Here is an 18,199-nt window from a genome sequence, read left to right as displayed (position 1 = left end):
GACCCATGCTCATGGCTGCCCCGTGAGACTGGCGCGCGCGTCCGCCGGCACATCTTCGATCGCGGCGCGGCGGCTGAGCTGCAGGGCGCGGATATAGGCCGCGATGGCCCAGCGGTCCTCAGGCGGCACACGCGCGGCGTAGGAGTACATCGCGCCGTAGCCGTTGGTGATCACATCAAAGAAGTGTTGATCGTCAGCCGTCACCAACCGGTCGACATGGTAGCTGGTCGGGTGTGGCATCCCACGATGAACGATAATGCCATCGCCGTCCCCGCCTGCGCCGTGGCACGGCGAGCAGAAGATCGCAAACCGCTGCCGGCCACGATCCAGCAGAGCAGCCGACAGCGCAGGTTTGGTTGCGACCGCCCTCTCCCGCTCGAGGTCGCCGCGCGCCACGATATTGGCTGGCGGAGGACGCGACACGCTGCCACGGAACAGCGGCGCGCGGGAGTATCCGCTGTATTTCGGCTGCACATCCATGTTTTGGTCGCAGGCTGTGAGCGACAAGGCGAGCACGGCGATGAGCGCCAATCTGATCATGGCGGCACGCGCTCCACGGACGCTGCGCCCGCGTCGGTCAGGAATGCCGCGGTGCCCCGGTCATCGAACATCGGATCCTGGCTCTTGATGCAGAGGAAGAAGCGATCCTTGCTGGCGAGGTGAAAGCGCGGCGCCGCGAAGACCGGATAATTGAGCCGCGGCAGGCCGTTCTGCCAGAGCATGGCGACCAGCATGGCGAGCGCGGAGAACAGGATAGTCAGCTCAAACGTGACCACCGCAAAAGCCGACAATGCGTAGAGCGGCCGGCCGCCGACATTCAGGGGATAGTCATAGTTAGTGAACATCTGCATCAATAGCGCCGTACCAGCCCCTGAAAAAGCCCCGATTATGCCGACCAGGGAGATCCATGGGCACGGAATCCTCAGGATGCGCGCCAGTCCCTCGATCGGAAACGGCGTGAAGGCATCGAGCTCGCAATAGCCGGCAGCACGCGCCTGCTTTGCCGCAGCCAGCAATCCCTCCGGGCTATCGAACTCCCCGAGCATGCCGTAGCTTCGCTCAGCCATGGTGCGCCTCCTGCTTCTCTTCGTGCAGCAGCTCCTTGGACTCGAAGATCGAGATCATCGGGATCAGCCGCACGGCGATCAGGAATGGCACGAGGAACAGGCCGATCGTGCCGAGATAGGTCGACCAGTCCCAGAAGGTCGGGGTGAACTTGCCCCACGACGACACCAGGAAGTCGCGATAGAGGCTGGTGACCAGGATCATGTCCCGCTCCAGCCACATCCCTATCGCAACCGAGATCGAGATCAGGAGCAGCGCCCAACCGGTGCGTCGCACGCCTCGCCACCAAAGCGCCTGCAGCGGCACGAAGTTGAACAGCACGGCGCCCCAGTAAGTCCAGGCGTAGACGCCGGCGACGCGATCGAGCAGCGTCCGCATCTCGTGCGCCTCGCCTGAGTAGAGCGCATCGAACACTTCGAAAACGTAGCCGTAACCGGTCATCAACCCCGTCGCGAGCAGGACCTTGCCGAGCACATCGAGATGATCGTCGGTGACCAGGTTTCGTAGCCCGAACCACGAGCGCAGCGCGACCGCGATGATGGCGACCACGGCAAAGCCTGAAAACGCGGCACCGAGGACGAAATACGGAGGGAAGATCGTCGAGTGCCATCCCGGGATCTGCCCGGCCGCAAACAGCAGCGACACCTCGCTGTGCACGGACACGACCAAGGGCACGGCGAGCGCCGCGGTCAGGCGATAGGCCTGCGACCAGCGCAGCCAATGTATGGCGGAGCCGCGCCAGCCGAGCGAGGTGATGCCGAAGAAGATCTGCCAGCCGCGCCCGGTTGCGCGGTCTCGCGCGGCGGCGAGGTCCGGGATCAACCCGGTGTACCAGAACACCAGGGAGACCGTCAGATAGGTCAGCACCGCCCAGATGTCCCACTCCAGCGGGCTGCGAAACTGCGGCCAGACGCCCATCGTCGCGGGATAGGGAAACATCCAGTAGACATACCAGGGCCGGCCAAGGTGCAGGACCGGGTAGATGCCGGCGCAGATCACCGCGAACAGCGTCATGGTCTCGGCGAAGCGGTTGAGCGAGTTGCGCCACTCGCTGCCGGTCAGGAGCAGCAACGCCGAGATCAGCGTGCCGGCATGGCCGATGCCGAGCCACCAGACGTAATTGTGGATCGCAAACGCCCAGTTGACGGGAATGTTGATGCCCCAGATGCCGACGCCGCGTGTGAACAGCGCGGTCACCGAGATTATCAGCAGCAACAGCAACGCGCTCGCGAAGGCCATCGCGATAAGCCAGCGGCGTTCCGCGGGGAAATGCAGCGGAATGCCGGTGAGCTGGTCGGCGATGCCGCCGATGCTCTGGCGCCTCGGCAAGATGTCGGAATGATCGCTCATCCCTGCCCGCTCCCAGAGCCGTAATCGCGCCAGCGCGCCAGATAGGTGGTGCGGGGCCGCGTGCCGAGCTCTTCCAGCAAGACGTAGTGCCGGCCATCGCGCTTCAGCCGCGCCACCTCGGAATTGGGATCCTTGGTGTCGCCGAACACGATCGCCTTGGTCGGGCAGGCCTGCTGGCAGGCGGTGACGACCTCGCCGTCGCGGAGCGGACGGCTCTCCTTGTCCGCCGTGACGTGGGCCGCCTCGATGCGCTGGACGCAATACGTGCACTTCTCCATCACGCCGCGCGAGCGCACCGTCACGTCCGGATTGTGTGCAGCCTGGGTCGGGGAATCGGCCGGCGCCCGATAATCGAAGAAGTTGAAACGCCGCACCTTGTAGGGGCAGTAGCTCGAGCAGGTCCTGGTGCCGATGCAGCGATTATAGACCATCTGGTTGAGCCCTTCCGGGCTGTGCGTGGTCGCATGCACCGGACATCCCATCTCGCAAGGTGCGTCCTCGCAATGCATGCAAGGCACCGGCTGGAAATGGCTTCGGGGCTCCTCGATGCTGCCGGCATAGTAGCGGGCGATCCGGAGCCAGTGCATCTCGCGGCCGACCTTGACCTGTTCGGCCCCCACGATCGGAACGTTGTTCTCGGCCGTGCAGGCGGCCACGCAGGCATTGCAGCCGATACAGGCGTCCAGATCGATCACCATGCCCCAGGCGTTCTCCGAGGACGACCATTGCGGATAGAAGCTCGCGTGCTCGGAGGCCGGCTGCTTCGCGACCTCCCCGGGGTTCGCCTCACGGACGAAGTCAAAACCTTCCATGCGGTGATGCAGCTGCGTCACCGCGAGCGTTTCGGTGCCATCGACCCGGTGCAGGCTGCCCTTGGCGAGCCACGGCCGATCGGACGGCTGCACCTGGTAGGCGTCGTAACCAAGGCCGTCACCAACCCGCCCCGCCCGCGTCCGGCCGTAGCCCAGATAGAGTGCAACCGTATTGCCGGCTTGGCCCGGCATGATCCAGGCCGGACCTGTGACGCTGCGGTCACCGATCCGGACCTCCACGTGATCGCCGTTGGCGACCGGGATGCGCTTCGCCAGATCGGGGGCGATCGCGACGACGTTGCTCCAGGTGACTGTCGTGAGGGGCTTCGGCAATTCCTGCAGCCATCCGACATTGGCGAACTGGCCGTCCCAAACGGTCGGATCGAGCCGAAACACGATGTCGACTGCACCGTCCGCCGGCGGCGCGGTGACCGCTTCGCTGACGGCCCTCGCATCCACAAAGCCTGCTGCCCCCTGAACGAACCCATCATGGAGCGCCTGCTTCCACTGCGTCGAGAACGTGTCGCCAAACGTGGCCTGCCAGGTTTGGCGGACGGCGGCATCGGGTGCTGGATCGATTTCGCCGAGCAGCATCGCGATGAACTGATGGATGGTTCTTACGTCGTAGAACGGCGCGATCACCGGCTGGATGATGGTCGCCGTCCCGTCGACGGCGCGCGCGTCGCTCCAGCTCTCCAGCGCATGCGCCATCGGGAGTTGCCATTCGCAGAGCGCACCGGTCTCGTCGCGCTGCGAGCCGAGATGCAGCGAGGTTCTCACCCGCTGCAACGCCTCCGCCGCTTTGAGTTCGCCGGGCGCGCTATAAGCCGCATTGCAGTCGATCACGACCAGGGAATGGACTTTTCCAGCGCTGATGTCGGAGACAAGTTCGACAAGCGTCCCGGTGCCGACCGGGCCAGCGATTGGGGCAGTGAACCTCAATGTCTGCCCGGCATTGCCAAGAGCGTCATTGATCCTGGCCGCCCAGATGGCGCCCGCCTGCCCCCCGACCGAGCCGGCGACGATCAAGGACTTGCCACGCGCGTTGCCGCAGGCATCGGCTGCGCGCTTGATCCAGTCGCGCTCGCGTCCCGTGATGTCGCCCGCGACAGCGCCGGAAACGCCAAGTGCATTCGCCAACGCCTCAGCGAGAGCGGGCATGCGCGAGGCGTCGGCGATCAGCCGGCTTCCTGCCATCGCTCCGGTGGCCGACGGCACGCTCTCCGCCATAAACAGGCGATTGCCCGGACGATCAGCAAAGCGATGCCGGGAGGCTGCCCAACCCCGCGCATTGCGCACCTGATCGAGGCCGGGGCCTAGGAAATCATCGTCGAAGCTGACAATGACGTCGCATTGCTCCAGCGCATAATGAAGGTCTACACGCTTTCCATAAGCAGCCATGGCGAGCGATTGCTGCGGAGATTGCGCAGCAGGACCATGGAGATGAACCCGCGCTTTGGGAAATTGCTTCAGCAAGGCGTCGAGCTGCCGCAACAGGGTCGGTGAAGTGATCGGGCCGACCAGCAGCCGCAGCCCCTCTCCTCCGTCCTTGCCCCATTCCTCGCGAAGAACGCCGGTCGCCGCAACCACATCCTGCCAACTGACCGGTTCGCCGCGGCGGGTCGGAGCCTGCGCACGGTCGGGATCATAGAGCCCGAGCACGGCGCTTTGCATGAAGATGTCGCTGCGCCCCCCGGTCACGGGGTGGTCGGGATTGCCGTCCAGCTTGGTCGGCCGGCCCGAATAGGTCGTGGCGATCACCGGCTGCGCATAGCCGTCGAGGACGACCGCAGTGGCATAGCGGCGCGGTACGCCGATCGTCACGTCATCAGGTTGGTCGACATAGGGTAGCCCCGCCACGAACGGGCTCTTCTCGCAGCCGGTGAGCCCGGCCAATGCGAAGGAGGCGCCCATCAGCTTGAGAAACTCGCGCCGGGCGGTCGGCGAGAACGTCTGCGCGGCCGGATATTCCGCATCGACGAAGGCCTGGAACGCGGGATTGTCAGACAGTTCCTCGATACCGGACCATTGGCGTGGCCCGCCTTCCGGCGGTGCGGCTTGATTGCGGTGCGCTCGAACATTGCGCGTCATCGGTGACACACCGTGCAGTGGGTGAGCTCGCCGAAGCGGATCTTTTCATGTGCCGCGATCGCCTCGCCCTTGGCGCGAGCATCCGTCGGCGGCGTCCACGCCATGTCGGTGATGTGCTCCGGCGGCCGCAGCTTGGGCGCGGGATCGCGATGACAATCCAGGCAGAACTCCATCGTGAGTGGCCTGGCGCGATAAGTCAGCGCCATTTGATCGATGCGGCCATGACAATCTGCGCATCCGACGCCTTTGGCGATGTGGATGTCGTGACGAAAATAGACATAGTCAGGCAACTTGGCGACCCGCGTCCATTGGATCGGCGTGCGGTGCGCAAGGCTTTGCCTGACCGGTTCCAGCATGGAGGCGTTGGTCCAGATCTGCGAATGACAGGTCATGCAGGTTTCCGTCGGCGGCAGGCCGGCTTGGGGGCCGCTCTCGACATTGCTGTGGCAGTAGCGACAATCGATCCCGAGCTCGCCCGCGTGGTGACGGTGGCTGAACGGCAGCGGCTGCTGCGGGCGGACGTCGGTCGAGGTCATGTAGGCTGACCGCGCAAAACCAATGATGCCAACCGTGCCACCGGCCATCAGCGAAAGACTTCCGACGAGGAACAGCCGCATCCAGGTATCGGCGGCGGGTGAAAAGAGCTGAGCCATCCGTGGCCGACCAGCTGGCGGGGACTAATCGTCAATCTCGCCCCTGTCGATTGGTTCCTAGCTGAGGAACGCCGCGACCTGTTCCGCATTGACCTCCAACGCAAGGACCCGGAACATGGTTCAGACGAGCGGCTTCGACTTCGAACGGTCGGACATCGCGATCAACGCCATCGTCTGGATCGGGGTCGGTCTCGGCGCTTTCGTGCTGATTGTTCCGCTCGTCATGCCGCTGATCTTTCCGCAATCGCTGCACCACGCCAGCCCCACCGCGCGGCCGGCGCTGAGCTCAAACGCTCCTCCACTCGAAATCGCGCCATCCGACGAACTTGCGCGCGTGCGCCGTGAGGACGCCGAGATGACCGATACCTATGGCTGGGTCGATCGCGACCGCGGGATCGTGCGTGTGCCGGTCAAGCGCGCCACTGAAATGCTGCTGCGAAAGGGCCTGCCGGGATGGCCTACCCCATGATTTGCGATCTTTCCGCCCGGTCGCCGACGGTGACCTGAGCATGTGGCGCCAATGGATTCCGTTCTGGCACCCCGGCGTGTCTCCGGAAGGCGGCGACGTCGATCTGCTGTTTGCCGGTCTCTTGATCGCCAGTGCGCTCGTGCTGGGACTGCTGTTCTTCCTGCTGGCGCTGTTCTGCGTGCGCTATCGCGCCGGCAATGAGATTGACCGCGAGAACGACGAGGCCAAGAGCTGGTACTGGGAGGTCAGCTGGACCACAGCATCGTTGCTCTGCTTTCTCGCGCTGTTCGTCTGGGGGGCCACCGTTTACTTTGAAATCTACCGCCGGCCACCCGATGAGCTGACCGCTTTCGTCGTTGCCAAGCAGTGGATGTGGAAGGTCCAGCACTCCGGCGGTCAATCCGAGATCAATGCATTGCATATGCCGGTCGACCGTCCGATCCGCCTGGTGATGGCTTCGCAGGACGTCATTCATAGCTTCTTCATTCCCGCACTGCGTCTGAAGCACGACGTCGTTCCCGGCCGCTACCAGGACCTCGAGATCACGGCCCAGAGGATCGGGCATTATCACCTCTTCTGCGCCGAATATTGCGGCACCGCGCATTCCGGAATGACCGGCGAGGTCGTGGTGATGGAGCAAGCCGATTTCGCCGCTTGGCTCAGCCAGCAGACGCCCACAAGCTCTCTCGCAGACGAAGGCGGCGCGTTGTTTCGGCAGCTCGGGTGCAGCGGCTGTCACAGCGCGGGCAGCAAGATCCATGCTCCGCAGCTGGAAGGGGTCTACGGACGCCCGGTGCCGTTGTCCGACGGCAGCACCGTAATCGCCGACGATAAATATATCCGCGATTCCATCCTGCTGCCCCGCAGCCAGATCGCCGCGGGCTACGAGCCGCTGATGCCGTCCTTCGAGGGCAAGGTCACCGAGGATCAGCTGCTGCGCCTGGTCCTCTACATCAAATCGCTGGGTCGACAGCCATGACCGAACCCAACTATCTTACCGCCGACTACACGCTTCGTTCGTGGTTCTTCACCACCGACCACAAGCGGATCGCGATCCTCTATTTCGCCAGTCTCACGATGTTCTTCTTCATCGGCGGCGCGGCGGCGACCGCGATGCGGATCGAGCTCGCAACGCCGCAGGCCGATCTCGTCAGCGACGACATCTACAACCGCCTGTTCACCATGCACGGCATCATCATGGTGTGGTTCTTCCTGATCCCCTCGATCCCCAACACGCTCGGCAACTTCATCGTACCGCTGATGATCGGCGCCCGCGATCTTGCCTTCCCGCGGCTCAACCTCATGAGCTGGTACATCTTCATGCTGGGTGGCAGCGTGACGCTGTTTGCAATCCTGGCCGGCGGCATCGACACCGGCTGGACCTTCTACACCCCATTCGCGACGCTCTATTCCAACAGCTACGTCATGGTCGCCGCCGCCGGCGTGTTCATTGCTGGATTCTCGTCGATCCTGACCGGACTGAACTTCATCGTCACCATTCATCGGCTGCGCGCGCCGGGACTGACCTGGTATCGGCTGCCGCTGTTCCTGTGGTCGCTCTACGCGACGTCGGTAATCCTCGTCCTCGCCACCCCGGTGCTGGCGATCACGCTGGTGCTGATCGCGGTCGAACGCTTCTTCGGCGTCGGCTTCTTCGATCCGCGCATCGGCGGTGATCCGCTGCTGTTCCAGCACTTGTTCTGGTTCTACTCGCACCCGGCGGTCTACATCATGATCCTGCCCGGCATGGGCGTGATCAACGAGCTGGTCTCATGTTTCTCCCGCAAGCAGGTGTTCGGCTACAAATTCGTGGCCTGGGCAAGCCTTGCGATCGCGGCGCTCGGCTTCCTGGTCTGGGGCCACCACATGTTCGTGACCGGACAATCCCTGCTCGCGAGCCTCGTGTTCTCCTTCATGAGCTTCGTCGTCGCGGTGCCCTCGGCGATCAAGGTGTTCAACTGGACTGCCACGCTGCACAAAGGCTCGTTGCGGTTCGACGCGCCGATGCTGTATGCGCTGGCCTTCATCGGGCTGTTCACGATCGGCGGGCTCACCGGCCTGTTCCTCGCCTGCCTGGCCTTCGACGTGCACGCCACCGATACCTATTTCGTGGTTGCACATTTCCACTACATCATGGTCGGCGGCATGGTGACCGCCTATTTCGGCGGGCTGCACTATTGGTGGCCGAAGATCACGGGCCGGCTTTATTCGGAATACTGGGCGAGAGCCGCCGCAATTCTGATCTTCCTCGGCTTCAATCTGACCTTCTTCCCGCAATTCGTGCTCGGCGCCGAGGGCATGCCGCGGCGCTACCACGTCTATCCGCCCGAATTCCAGGTCTGGAACGTGCTGTCTTCGGGCGGCGCCACCATCCTGGCTGCCGCCTACCTGCTGCCGCTGTTCTACCTCGGCTATTCCGTGTTCTTCGGCGCACGTGCCCCCGCCAACCCGTGGGACGCACCGGGACTCGAATGGCAGACATCGTCACCGCCGCCCGAGCACAATTTCGATGTCCAGCCGGTCGTGACACGCGCGCCTTATCAATATTCTCGCAAGTTCGAGGCGAAGCCGCAGAATGCCTGACAGCCCCGCGGTCGCCCCGCAATTCACCTCAGCCAGCCATCGCGACGAGACGGCCGAGCTCGGCATGTGGGTCTTCATCGCGACCGAGGTGCTGCTGTTCGGCGGGCTGCTGCTCGCCTATTTCGTCTACCGGCACGCCTATCCGCAGGGTTTCGTCACCGGTAGCCGGCACACCGAGATCGTGATCGGAACGGCCAACACCGCGATCCTGCTCACCTCGAGTTTCCTGGTCGCCTGGGCCGTCGAGATATTCTCCGCGGAAACGCGGCGGCTGACGGCCGGTTTGCTCACCGGCGCGATCTGCCTCGGGCTTGCCTTCATCCTGCTGAAGGGCATCGAGTATCACCGCGAATATGACGAGCATCTCGTGCCGGGCATCGATTTTCGTTTCACCGGCAGCCTCGCCAACGGCGTCCAGCTGTTCTTCATCTTCTACTTCATCGCAACCGCGATCCATGCCCTTCACATGATCATCGGGATTGGCCTGTTAGCGGTCCTGGCGCTGCTTTGCCGCGCCGCCCCTTCGACCCGGCGCCGCGCTGCACTGCACAGCGTGGCGCTGTACTGGCACTTCGTCGATATCGTCTGGATCTTCCTGTTCGCGTTGATCTACCTGCCGGGGAGATCGGCCTCATGACGCAATCCCGCCCCTCACTCCAGCTCGTCGCGGCCTGGCTCGGCTTGCTCGGCCTGCTCGCGCTGACCGTGACGATGGCCTATGCGCCGCTCGGAGCGGCGAACGCCGTCGTGGCGATCGGGATCGGCATCACCAAGGCGGCCCTGGTCGCCGCGATCTTCATGGAACTGCGATATCGGGATGCCCTGACATTGCTGTTCGCCGGTGCCGGTTTATTCTGGCTAGGCATCCTGCTCTGGCTCGGCTTGATGGACTTCCTGACCCGGACGTGAGGCAGCTCATGGCTCCAAAGCACCATATCGGGCGCGTTAGACTGACTCGCCCGCACCGTAGCCGGTCGCGCACCGGATCAGCCGCTCGAGCACCACCTCAATCGCCGATCCCACGATGACGTCGCTGGCCCAGTGCGCGAGCAACAGCACGCGGGTCGATATCAGACAGGCGCTCAGAGCCCGGATGATCCTCGCCCTCGGGAAGCTGGCTCGCCGCGGAACTGATGGCGCCGACCTGAATTGCGTGTCCGGACGGAAATGAGTCCTCCGCCCTGCCGGAGGTTGGAACGCCGTGCAGATGCCGAAGGAGGGTGAGCCGATCTGGCCGCTCATGGTTGAATACCGATTTGAGCAGATGCGGGAGACCGATGCGGCCAAAGCCGTGACCAGAACATGCTCGTCAGCCGCCCATGTCAGGATCGAGGCAGCGCGCTCGGTCGGCGGCGCTGTATTGCGCGAGATAACGCGCGCGATGGCAATATCCGGCTTCGTCGGCCGCACCGTGATCGGCATGGACGCCCTTGATTGGAACGATGGCGGCAAACGGATACGCCGACGCTTCGTTCCTTGCGAGCCTTGCGTCAAAGCGCGCAGTCGTCCGTCCACGCACGAACCGTGGCTGTAGGAACGACGCTGCAGGATGCCTGTTGTGGGTACAGATCAACCCGCACTCACGGAGCGACCGATGCCGGAGAAAGACCTCAGCGCCCTCTTCCTCGACACCCTCAAGGACATCTACTACGCCGAAAAGCAGATCCTCAAGGCGCTGCCGGGCATGGCCAAAGCCGCCGAATCCGACGATTTGCGCGCAGCTTTCGAGAAGCACCACGATGAGACCGAAGGACAGATCGAGCGGCTCGAGCAGATCTTCGATCTGATGGGCAAGCCGGCCCGCGGCAAGAAGTGCGATGCGATCGAGGGCATCCTCGAGGAAGGCAAGGAGATCATGGAGGAGTACGCTGACACGCCGGCGCTCGATGCGGGCCTGCTGTCGGCGGCTCAGGCGGTGGAGCATTATGAAATAGCCCGTTACGGCACACTGAAGGCATGGGCCACCAAGCTCAGCATGAAGGATGCCGTCAAGCTCATCGACCAGACGCTGGCCGAGGAAAAGAAGACCGACGAGACGCTTACCAAGCTCGCCGTCAGTGCTATCAACGCCGAAGCGGCCTGAGGAGACGCGCGATGAAGCGAACTATCTTGGCTATTGCCATCGGTTGCGGGCTGACGATGCCCGCCATGGCCCAATCGGTCGGTGAGAAGACCGGTGTCAACTCCGTGCTCGGCGTCGCGCCCAAGACGGAAGATTTCATCAAGGAAGTGGCCTTGAGTGACATGCTGGAGATCGAAGCGGCCAAAATTGCCCAGCAAAAGGGCAATACTGCCGAGAAGAAGTTCGCCGAACAGATGATGACAGACCATACCAAGACCAGTACCGAGTTGAAGGCAATGGTCACCGGCGAGATGAGGTCCGCGTTGCCGGCCGGTCTCGACGACAAGTCGCAGAAAAAGCTCGACGTGCTGCGCGACACCAAGGCGGACGATTTCGCCAGCGAGTATGATCCGATGCAGGTCAGCGCTCATAAGGACGCGATCTCGCTGTTCGAACGTTATGCCAAGGGCGGTGACGATCCGAAGCTGAAGGATTGGGCCGGCAAGACCTTGCCGGCCCTTCAGCATCATCTCGCAATGGCGCAGGACTTGGACAAGAACCGGAAGTAGTCGCCGATCTGGTCGCTTGCGGCATCGCCTGGAACGAACGGCGCGATCACGGATTGCCTTGCTATTCCGGCTTCATGAGGCAGTTCGGCGCCGGCCTGCTGTCGCGCCTCACCAACACGGCCATTGCCGACATGGCATTCTCCGCTGTGATCGCGGCCTTCGCGGTCGCCGCGCTGATCTTCGGCTTTGGTCTACCGGCGCTGAAGCCGGGCTTTCTCGGATAGGAACAGCCGGCCGGCGGAGCCGTTCAATTCCGAACGTCAGTGCCCAGGTAGGTCCGCATGTCCCAGACCGTCAGCGATTTCATCGTCCATCGCCTGCACGATTGGGGCGTGCGGCATATCTTCGGCTACCCCGGCGACGGCATTAATGGCGTGTTCGGTGCGCTCAATCGAGCAGACGGCCGGATCGAGTTCATCCAGGCGCGGCACGAGGAGATGGCCGCGTTCATGGCCTCGGCTTATGCGAAATTCTCCGGGCGCCTCGGCGTATGCATTGCGACATCTGGGCCAGGGGCATCACATCTCACGACCGGTCTCTATGACGCGCTGCTGGATCACCAACCGGTCCTCGCGCTGGTCGGTCAGCAGGCGCGTAACGCGCTTGGCGGCCAATATCAGCAGGAGCTCGACCTTGTCTCGATGTTCAAGGACGTAGCCGGGGCCTATGTCGCGCAGGCCTCTGCGCCTGCTCAGGTCCGCCATCTGATCGACCGCGCGGCGCGCATCGCGTTGGCCCGGCGTACCGTGACGGCGGTCATCCTTCCGAACGACCTTCAAGAGGAGGCTTACCGGGATCCGCCGCGCGCCCATGGCACGCTGCGCTCCGGCATCGGTTACGCCCCGCCGCGCGTCATCCCGCTTGAGGCCGAGCTCGACCGCGCCGCCGATATCCTCAATGCCGGAAAGAAGGTTGCCATGCTGGTCGGCGCCGGCGCACTCGGCGCTACCGACGAGGTCATCGCGGTTGCGGAGCGGCTGCAAGCGGGCTGCGCCAAGGCACTGCTTGGCAAGGCCGTGCTCCCCGACGATCTTCCCTGGGTCACTGGCTCGATCGGACTTTTGGGCACCGAGCCAAGCTACGACCTGATGATGGAATGCGACACGCTGCTAATGGTCGGCTCCGCTTTCCCCTACTCCGAGTTCCTGCCCAAGGAAGGCAGCGCCCGCGGCGTTCAGATCGACATCGATGCCGGGATGCTGTCGATCCGCTTCCCGATGGAAGTTGGCCTTGTCGGGGATGCCACCGAAACTCTACGCGCCTTGCTGCCGCGGCTGACGCAAAAGAACCCGGACGGCTGGCGCAAGTCGATCGAGGGAAATGTCCGCGAATGGTGGACGACGCTTGAGGACCGCGCGCGGCAACCCGCCAAGCCGGTCAATCCGCAGCGCGTCACGTGGGAGCTGTCGCCCCGGATCCCCGATCGCGCCATCATCACCAGCGACTCTGGCTCCTGCGCCAACTGGTTCGCGCGCGATCTCAAGATGCGGCGTGGCATCAACGCTTCGCTGTCGGGCGGCCTGGCCTCAATGGGAGCCGCAGTCCCCTATGCGATCGCCGCCAAATATGCGGCGCCCGACCGTCCAGTGATCGCGCTGGTCGGCGACGGCGCGATGCAAATGAACAACATGGCCGAATTGATCACGGTCGCGAAATACTGGCGGCAGTGGAAAGACCACCGCTGGATCGTTTGCGTGTTCAACAATGAAGATCTCAATCAGGTCACCTGGGAGCAACGGATCATCAATGCCGATCCGAAGTTCGAGGCGTCGCAGCGCATCCCTGATGTCTCCTATTCCCACTTTGCCGAGATGATCGGCCTGCGCGGCATCTATGTCGATCGACCCGATCTCGTCGGACTAGCCTGGGAGCAGGCCCTGGCGAGCGATGTGCCTGTGGTGCTGGAGGTGAAAACCGATCCCGAGGTCCCGCCACTCCCGCCGCACATCACGCTGGAGCAAGCCAAGAACTTCTCCATTGCATTGGCCAAGGGCGATCCTAACGAGGTTGGCGTGATCCGCGGTGCCGCTCGGCAAGTCCTGGAAACGATCCTTCCGGGCAAGGAGTGAGGCGGGCCACTGAGGCACCGACGCTCGGAGCATCGCATGGCACGCATCTTGATCGGCACATCCGGCTGGCACTATCCGTCCTGGCGCGGTCCGTTCTTTCCGAAGGGACTGCCGCTGAAGCGACAGCTCGATTACTACGCGACGCAGTTCACAACCACGGAGCTGAACGGCGTGTTCTATCGCACGCCGACGAAAAAGGCGGTGGCGGGCTGGCGGGATGCGACCGATAGGGATTTCGTCTTCGCCTGGAAGGCGTCGAGATTTATCACACATTGGAAGCGCCTCTCCGAACGCTCGGTCAATAGTCTTGAACTGCTCGAAGACCGTCTGTCGCTGCTGCGTGGCAAGGCCGGTCCGATTCTGTTCCAGCTGCCGCCGAACTTTGCGATCGACGCCGATCGTCTGGCGTCGTTCCTCAAGCTGTTGAAACGCCGGCGGCGATATGCCTTCGAATTTCGTCATCCTAGCTGGTACGAGCCGCGCATCCTGAAGCTGCTGGCGACACGCAACATCGCGCTCTGCATTTCCGACCATCACGATGCCCCGGCCCCCTGGAAACGGACTGCCGATTTCGCCTATGTGCGCGGCCATGGTCCGGGAGGCCGCTACAGCGGGCACTACAAGCCGGGCGAGCTCTCACACTGGGCGAAGCGCATCCGCGGCTGGAAACGGCAGGGATACGACGTCTATGTCTATTTCGACAACGACCAGAAAAGCGCGGCGCCGGCTGATGCCAGGAGGCTCTGCGACATGCTTGGCTCCGCGCTTCCGCGCCGGCCGGCGCAATAGGAACGAACAGTTCCAACCCGCATTGGCCGCAGAAGTGAAATACTGCTTTGAGGATCAGGAGATCGAGGACATCGCGCAGAACATGGGAGCGATCCAGGTCCGCCGCCTGCCCGTGCTTAACCGGGACAAGCGCCTCGTCGGCATTATCGCGCTTGGCGATATTGCTCGGGTGCAAGCGAACGACGGCATTGGCATGGCACTGAGCCAGATCTCACGCCCGACTACCCAGCACGCGCAACTTTGAACATTCGTGGCTTCGCTCCGCGCGCCCTCGCTCGCGGAGCGGGGTCCACCAAGGCAGGCCAATGGCCGAGTACATCTCGTGGTTTCTGATCGCCGGCGGATTTGCCACGCTGATCGTCATAGCGCTGCTCTGGCGCGCTAATTATGTCAGTTCGGACTAGGCGGCTTATGCGTCCTGGACTGGATCCTGCTGGTTGCGAGAGCGCATAGCGCCGAGCCTAGCGCAACGATCAGCTTGCCCGCTTGGTCAGGGCAGCCTCGCCCTCTTCGCGTCCGGGCACGCTGACATGGACCTCATGTCCCATTCTGATCGCCAGTGCCGCAGCGGCAGCGGCGGATTCGAACGCGGCCTCCTTGGTGGCGTATCCGCCATTGACGTTGCCGTCGTGCAGAACGCCCCATTCCTCGCCGGCCGCAATCACCGCATACTGAGCCAAGCCCATGATGTCCTCCTCAATCAAACCGCTGCGTTACGTCTCATTCCGCTCGTATCTCTCCCGGACAACCTTGTCGGCGGTCTGAACTGACCGCCGGTTGCGGAAGCGATGTTGCAGCACTGCGAAGATCAGGGCGGTCAGCAGCACGAGCGCTCCGACGCCGTAGATGATTTCCAGACCCATATCCATTGGTCTCGCTCCTGGTCACGATCCTCGAGCCCAGCCGTCATACTGCCGATCAGTGCGTGTTCGACTCATGCCAGTTTTCCAGATCCGGCTTCTCATCCCCGGGATGCTTGTTGCCCCCAGAGCGCTTCTCATGTCCGGCGCGCTGCTCCTTTTCGGGATTACCCTTCCAAGGCTTGTCGGTTTGCGCGTGGGAGCCCCAGTCGCTGGAGCGGCCGGAATCCGGCGTCACGGGTTTTCTGTTCATGTCGATCTCCTCAAGACCAGAAGCGCCGATAAGGCTAGGAGTTCCTAAAACGACAGTTCCTCAAGGCCCGCCCGCGACCGATTGCGCGTGATGCGAGGACTCGCGGACGGTCAGGGTCTGCCCGATGCGCTCACGCGCCACACAGTGTTGCCGACATCGTCCGCAATGAGCAGCGCGCCGGATTTGTCGAACGCCAGACCCACCGGCCGGCCGCGGGATTTCTCCTCGTCATTGAGAAATCCAGTCACGACGTCCTGCGCAGGTCCATTTGGATGGCCGTCGGCGAAGGGCACGTAGACCACCTTGTAGCCATTGAGTTGCGGCCGGTTCCAGCTGCCGTGCTCGCCGACGAAGGCGCCACCCCGGTACGTCGAAGGCAGGCTGTCCCCGGTGGAGAAGGCAAGCCCCAGCGGCGCGACGTGCGAGCTCAACGCATAATCCGGAACGGTGGCCTTCGCGACAAGGTCCGGCCGTTGCGGCTGCACCCGCGGATCGACATTCTGACCGAAATAGCTGTACGGCCAGCCGTAAAAGCCGCCGTCCTTCACCGACGTCAGATAGTCCGGCACGAGATTCGGACCGATCTCGTCCCGTTCATTGACGACGGTCCATAGCGCGTGGCTCTGCGGTTCGAAGGTCAGACCGTTGGGATTGCGCAGACCGCTGGCAAAGATCCGCCAGCGGCCTGTGGCACGCTCGACCTCGAGGATTGCCGCGCGATTTTTTTCCGCCTCGATCCCATTCTCGGTGATGTTGCTGTTGGAGCCGACGCCGACATAGAGCAATGCACCGTCCGGGCTTGCCACCAGGCTCTTGGTCCAGTGGTGATCGATTGGCCCGCCCGGAAGCTGCGTCAGCGTCTGCCCCGGCTCGGTGATCTTGGTATCGCCCTCGTGATACGGATAGCGGACGATCGCATCGGTGTTCGCGACGTACAGATCGTTACCGACCAAGGCGACGCCGAATGGCGAATGAAGGTGATCGAGAAAGACGCTCTGCATCTCCGGCTTGCCATCGCCTTTGGCGCCGCGCAGCAACGTGATACGATTGCTCTCGCCGGTATCGCCGCCGGAGGTCGCCCACGACTCCACCCATTTCATGATGAAGTCCTTCGGCCGCTTGATCGGCTCGGTTCCCGGCGCCTTGGACTCGACGACCAGGATGTCGCCGTTCGGAAGCACATAGAGAGAGCGCGGGTGCTGCAGACCAGTCACGAGCGCATTGATCTGCAAGCTATCGGGCACCTTGGGCTTCTCGCCCTGCTTCCAACCGACGACCGAGGCAACGTGCATCGGCGGCAGCAGATATTGCTCCAGCGCCGGCAGGTCAGGACGTGCACCGATCTGGGTCTTCGGGTCGGGTGCCGCCTCCTTGCTACAGCCACCAAGGCCCAACCCGGCCATCAGCGCCGCCGCCAGCGCAATTTGGGTGGTGTTTGTCAGATTGAACCGCATTAGCCCGCCACTCCGACCCGATGATGATAGACCATGGCCCAACCGAGCCAACCCGTGAACAGCATCACGAGGACGGTCAGCGCTGACAGCACCAGCCCGGTCGGCACCACCGAGGTCCAGGCATCACGGCTGTGGACGAACGCGTTGAACAGCGCGAGCAGCATCACGACCACGTTGCCGACCATGTGAAACCAGGCATAGGCCAGTCGGCGGATCAATCGATTGCTCAGGAAGTCGATCAGGCCGGCAATCGCGGCAAGGCCACCCATGATCAACCCCGCGAACAACAGCCAGGCCGAAAAGTTGGCCCACTGCATCTCAGCTGTTTGCCAGTACGCAATGTCGGTCACCAGCGCACCGACAAAGCAGGCGATCGGAAACGGCACCAGCATAGGATGGATGGGGTGCGTGCCTATCCTTGCCGTCGAGGCCGGATTGACCGAATCCGCGGTGACTACTGTGACGTCTTGCATCTGCGCAGCTCCGAAAGAGGTCCAACGGCACGTTCGGAGCGAGGTTCCTAAGTACGCCGCACTGCCCCCGGGCTGCGATAGGAACCAAGCAGCATCGGCAGCGTCGGGACAGAGCTTATAAGCGCAGGACACCAACATGGTCAGAGAAGGTCCCGCTGAACCGGCATCGCCGAGACGACGCAAGCAAGATAGGCACGTCCCTACGGCATGATCGTCACCTCGGCAATCATTGCGCTGGCGATCATCACCCTCGTCTACGTTCTGATGAGATAGACGACAGCTGCCAGGATTCCAGGCAGGAACGGCCAGTGGTCAAGCCGCCATTTTCCGGCAGGATTCCGCGCACGCCCGGCACATGGCAACGCATTCGTCCATGCCGCCAAGACGCTCACAATCCGCGGCACATTCACTGCAGATCTCGGCGCATTCGCGGCACGTATGCTTTTGGTGCGGCGTGTTGATCAGCATAAAGTGAGCTGCCGTCCGGCATATCTCCGCGCATGCCATCATCAGGCGGAAATGTGCAGGTTCGACATGCTTGCCTCCGCTAACGAGGCAATGGTTCATCGCGGTGGCAAGACACGTCTTGTAACAGGACAAGCAGGTCTCGATGCATCGGTTCATTTCCTGCGAGAATGCCATGATCA

Annotated in this window: 23 protein-coding genes; 11 read left to right on the top strand and 12 right to left on the bottom strand. The window is 63.1% G+C overall.

Annotated elements, in window-relative coordinates; all coding sequences use genetic code 11:
• Positions 1-9: 9 nt before the first annotated feature.
• From AKN83_RS16630 to AKN83_RS16610, 5 genes are read right to left on the bottom strand one after another with little or no spacing between them, the layout of a single operon-like run.
• Positions 10-540, bottom strand: coding sequence for a c-type cytochrome (locus tag AKN83_RS16630; RefSeq protein WP_050405167.1), 531 nt, complete (start codon positions 538-540; stop codon positions 10-12).
• Positions 537-1,067 carry a DUF3341 domain-containing protein gene (locus AKN83_RS16625; protein WP_050405166.1) on the bottom strand — a complete coding sequence of 177 codons (531 nt, stop codon included), beginning with the start codon at positions 1,065-1,067 and terminating at the stop codon, positions 537-539. Before AKN83_RS16625 ends, AKN83_RS16630 begins: the two co-directional genes overlap by 4 nt.
• Positions 1,060-2,415, bottom strand: a complete 1,356-nt coding sequence (gene nrfD, locus AKN83_RS16620) for an NrfD/PsrC family molybdoenzyme membrane anchor subunit (protein ID WP_050405165.1) — start codon at positions 2,413-2,415, stop codon at positions 1,060-1,062. Before nrfD ends, AKN83_RS16625 begins: the two co-directional genes overlap by 8 nt.
• Entirely contained in the window at positions 2,412-5,318 is a 2,907-nt protein-coding gene (locus tag AKN83_RS16615) for a TAT-variant-translocated molybdopterin oxidoreductase (protein ID WP_063695378.1), read from the bottom strand. Before AKN83_RS16615 ends, nrfD begins: the two co-directional genes overlap by 4 nt.
• Complete coding sequence (locus tag AKN83_RS16610; RefSeq protein ID WP_050405164.1) at positions 5,315-5,971, bottom strand: cytochrome c3 family protein; 657 nt, start codon at positions 5,969-5,971, stop codon at positions 5,315-5,317. The genes AKN83_RS16615 and AKN83_RS16610 overlap by 4 nt, the downstream gene beginning before the upstream one ends.
• A 115-nt stretch (positions 5,972-6,086) precedes the next feature.
• On the opposite strand from AKN83_RS16610, the gene AKN83_RS16605 reads away from it, so the two are divergent.
• From AKN83_RS16605 to AKN83_RS16585, 5 genes are read left to right on the top strand one after another with little or no spacing between them, the layout of a single operon-like run.
• Positions 6,087-6,440 (top strand): hypothetical protein, encoded by a 354-nt coding sequence (locus AKN83_RS16605; protein WP_050405163.1) that lies wholly within the window; start codon positions 6,087-6,089, stop codon positions 6,438-6,440.
• A 40-nt stretch (positions 6,441-6,480) separates the two neighbouring features.
• The gene (gene coxB, locus AKN83_RS16600; RefSeq protein WP_050405322.1) at positions 6,481-7,419 is read left to right on the top strand and encodes a cytochrome c oxidase subunit II; all 939 of its coding nucleotides are present in this window, start codon (positions 6,481-6,483) and stop codon (positions 7,417-7,419) included.
• Positions 7,416-9,023 (top strand): cytochrome c oxidase subunit I, encoded by a 1,608-nt coding sequence (ctaD, locus tag AKN83_RS16595; RefSeq protein WP_050405162.1) that lies wholly within the window; start codon positions 7,416-7,418, stop codon positions 9,021-9,023. Before coxB ends, ctaD begins: the two co-directional genes overlap by 4 nt.
• On the top strand, positions 9,016-9,660 hold the full coding sequence (locus AKN83_RS16590; RefSeq protein ID WP_050405161.1) for a cytochrome c oxidase subunit 3: 645 nt from the start codon (positions 9,016-9,018) through the stop codon (positions 9,658-9,660). The genes ctaD and AKN83_RS16590 overlap by 8 nt, the downstream gene beginning before the upstream one ends.
• Positions 9,657-9,932 carry a cytochrome C oxidase subunit IV family protein gene (locus tag AKN83_RS16585; protein WP_050405160.1) on the top strand — a complete coding sequence of 92 codons (276 nt, stop codon included), beginning with the start codon at positions 9,657-9,659 and terminating at the stop codon, positions 9,930-9,932. The genes AKN83_RS16590 and AKN83_RS16585 overlap by 4 nt, the downstream gene beginning before the upstream one ends.
• A 36-nt stretch (positions 9,933-9,968) precedes the next feature.
• Here the strand turns inward: AKN83_RS16585 and AKN83_RS40905 are convergent, their stop codons facing one another.
• Entirely contained in the window at positions 9,969-10,445 is a 477-nt protein-coding gene (locus tag AKN83_RS40905) for a hypothetical protein (RefSeq protein WP_347336829.1), read from the bottom strand.
• Between the two features lie 172 nt (positions 10,446-10,617).
• Between AKN83_RS40905 and AKN83_RS16575 the strand changes: the two genes are divergently transcribed.
• From AKN83_RS16575 to AKN83_RS39675, 6 genes are read left to right on the top strand one after another with little or no spacing between them, the layout of a single operon-like run.
• Complete coding sequence (locus AKN83_RS16575) at positions 10,618-11,106, top strand: YciE/YciF ferroxidase family protein (protein ID WP_050405158.1); 489 nt, start codon at positions 10,618-10,620, stop codon at positions 11,104-11,106.
• An 11-nt stretch (positions 11,107-11,117) separates the two neighbouring features.
• Positions 11,118-11,654, top strand: a complete 537-nt coding sequence (locus tag AKN83_RS16570; protein ID WP_050405157.1) for a DUF4142 domain-containing protein — start codon at positions 11,118-11,120, stop codon at positions 11,652-11,654.
• A 53-nt stretch (positions 11,655-11,707) separates the two neighbouring features.
• Entirely contained in the window at positions 11,708-11,878 is a 171-nt protein-coding gene (locus tag AKN83_RS39680; protein ID WP_157113417.1) for a hypothetical protein, read from the top strand.
• Positions 11,879-11,935: 57 nt separating this feature from the next.
• Positions 11,936-13,723, top strand: a complete 1,788-nt coding sequence (locus tag AKN83_RS16565) for a thiamine pyrophosphate-requiring protein (protein WP_050405156.1) — start codon at positions 11,936-11,938, stop codon at positions 13,721-13,723.
• Positions 13,724-13,759: 36 nt separating this feature from the next.
• Positions 13,760-14,512 carry a DUF72 domain-containing protein gene (locus AKN83_RS16560; protein WP_050405155.1) on the top strand — a complete coding sequence of 251 codons (753 nt, stop codon included), beginning with the start codon at positions 13,760-13,762 and terminating at the stop codon, positions 14,510-14,512.
• Positions 14,478-14,756 (top strand): CBS domain-containing protein, encoded by a 279-nt coding sequence (locus AKN83_RS39675; protein ID WP_244522001.1) that lies wholly within the window; start codon positions 14,478-14,480, stop codon positions 14,754-14,756. The genes AKN83_RS16560 and AKN83_RS39675 overlap by 35 nt, the downstream gene beginning before the upstream one ends.
• A 229-nt stretch (positions 14,757-14,985) precedes the next feature.
• Here AKN83_RS39675 and AKN83_RS16550 read toward each other — a convergent pair whose 3' ends face one another.
• The 6 genes from AKN83_RS16550 to AKN83_RS41215 form a co-directional block, all read right to left on the bottom strand.
• Positions 14,986-15,198 carry a hypothetical protein gene (locus tag AKN83_RS16550; protein ID WP_050405321.1) on the bottom strand — a complete coding sequence of 71 codons (213 nt, stop codon included), beginning with the start codon at positions 15,196-15,198 and terminating at the stop codon, positions 14,986-14,988.
• Between the two features lie 27 nt (positions 15,199-15,225).
• Positions 15,226-15,381 (bottom strand): hypothetical protein, encoded by a 156-nt coding sequence (locus AKN83_RS39670; protein WP_157113416.1) that lies wholly within the window; start codon positions 15,379-15,381, stop codon positions 15,226-15,228.
• A gap of 49 nt (positions 15,382-15,430) precedes the next feature.
• Entirely contained in the window at positions 15,431-15,625 is a 195-nt protein-coding gene (locus tag AKN83_RS38330) for a hypothetical protein (protein ID WP_083992090.1), read from the bottom strand.
• A gap of 110 nt (positions 15,626-15,735) precedes the next feature.
• On the bottom strand, positions 15,736-17,028 hold the full coding sequence (locus tag AKN83_RS16545; protein WP_244522020.1) for a PQQ-dependent sugar dehydrogenase: 1,293 nt from the start codon (positions 17,026-17,028) through the stop codon (positions 15,736-15,738).
• A 50-nt stretch (positions 17,029-17,078) separates the two neighbouring features.
• Entirely contained in the window at positions 17,079-17,552 is a 474-nt protein-coding gene (locus AKN83_RS16540) for a DUF2231 domain-containing protein (protein ID WP_050405153.1), read from the bottom strand.
• A 312-nt stretch (positions 17,553-17,864) separates the two neighbouring features.
• Positions 17,865-18,194 (bottom strand): four-helix bundle copper-binding protein, encoded by a 330-nt coding sequence (locus AKN83_RS41215; protein WP_083992127.1) that lies wholly within the window; start codon positions 18,192-18,194, stop codon positions 17,865-17,867.
• Positions 18,195-18,199: the final 5 nt, after the last annotated feature.

Source organism: Bradyrhizobium embrapense (assembly GCF_001189235.2).
Classification (GTDB): Bacteria; Pseudomonadota; Alphaproteobacteria; order Rhizobiales; family Xanthobacteraceae; genus Bradyrhizobium; species Bradyrhizobium embrapense.
The sequence above is the reverse complement of the archived record's forward strand: the minus strand, read 5'-3'. Positions and strand labels throughout refer to the sequence as shown.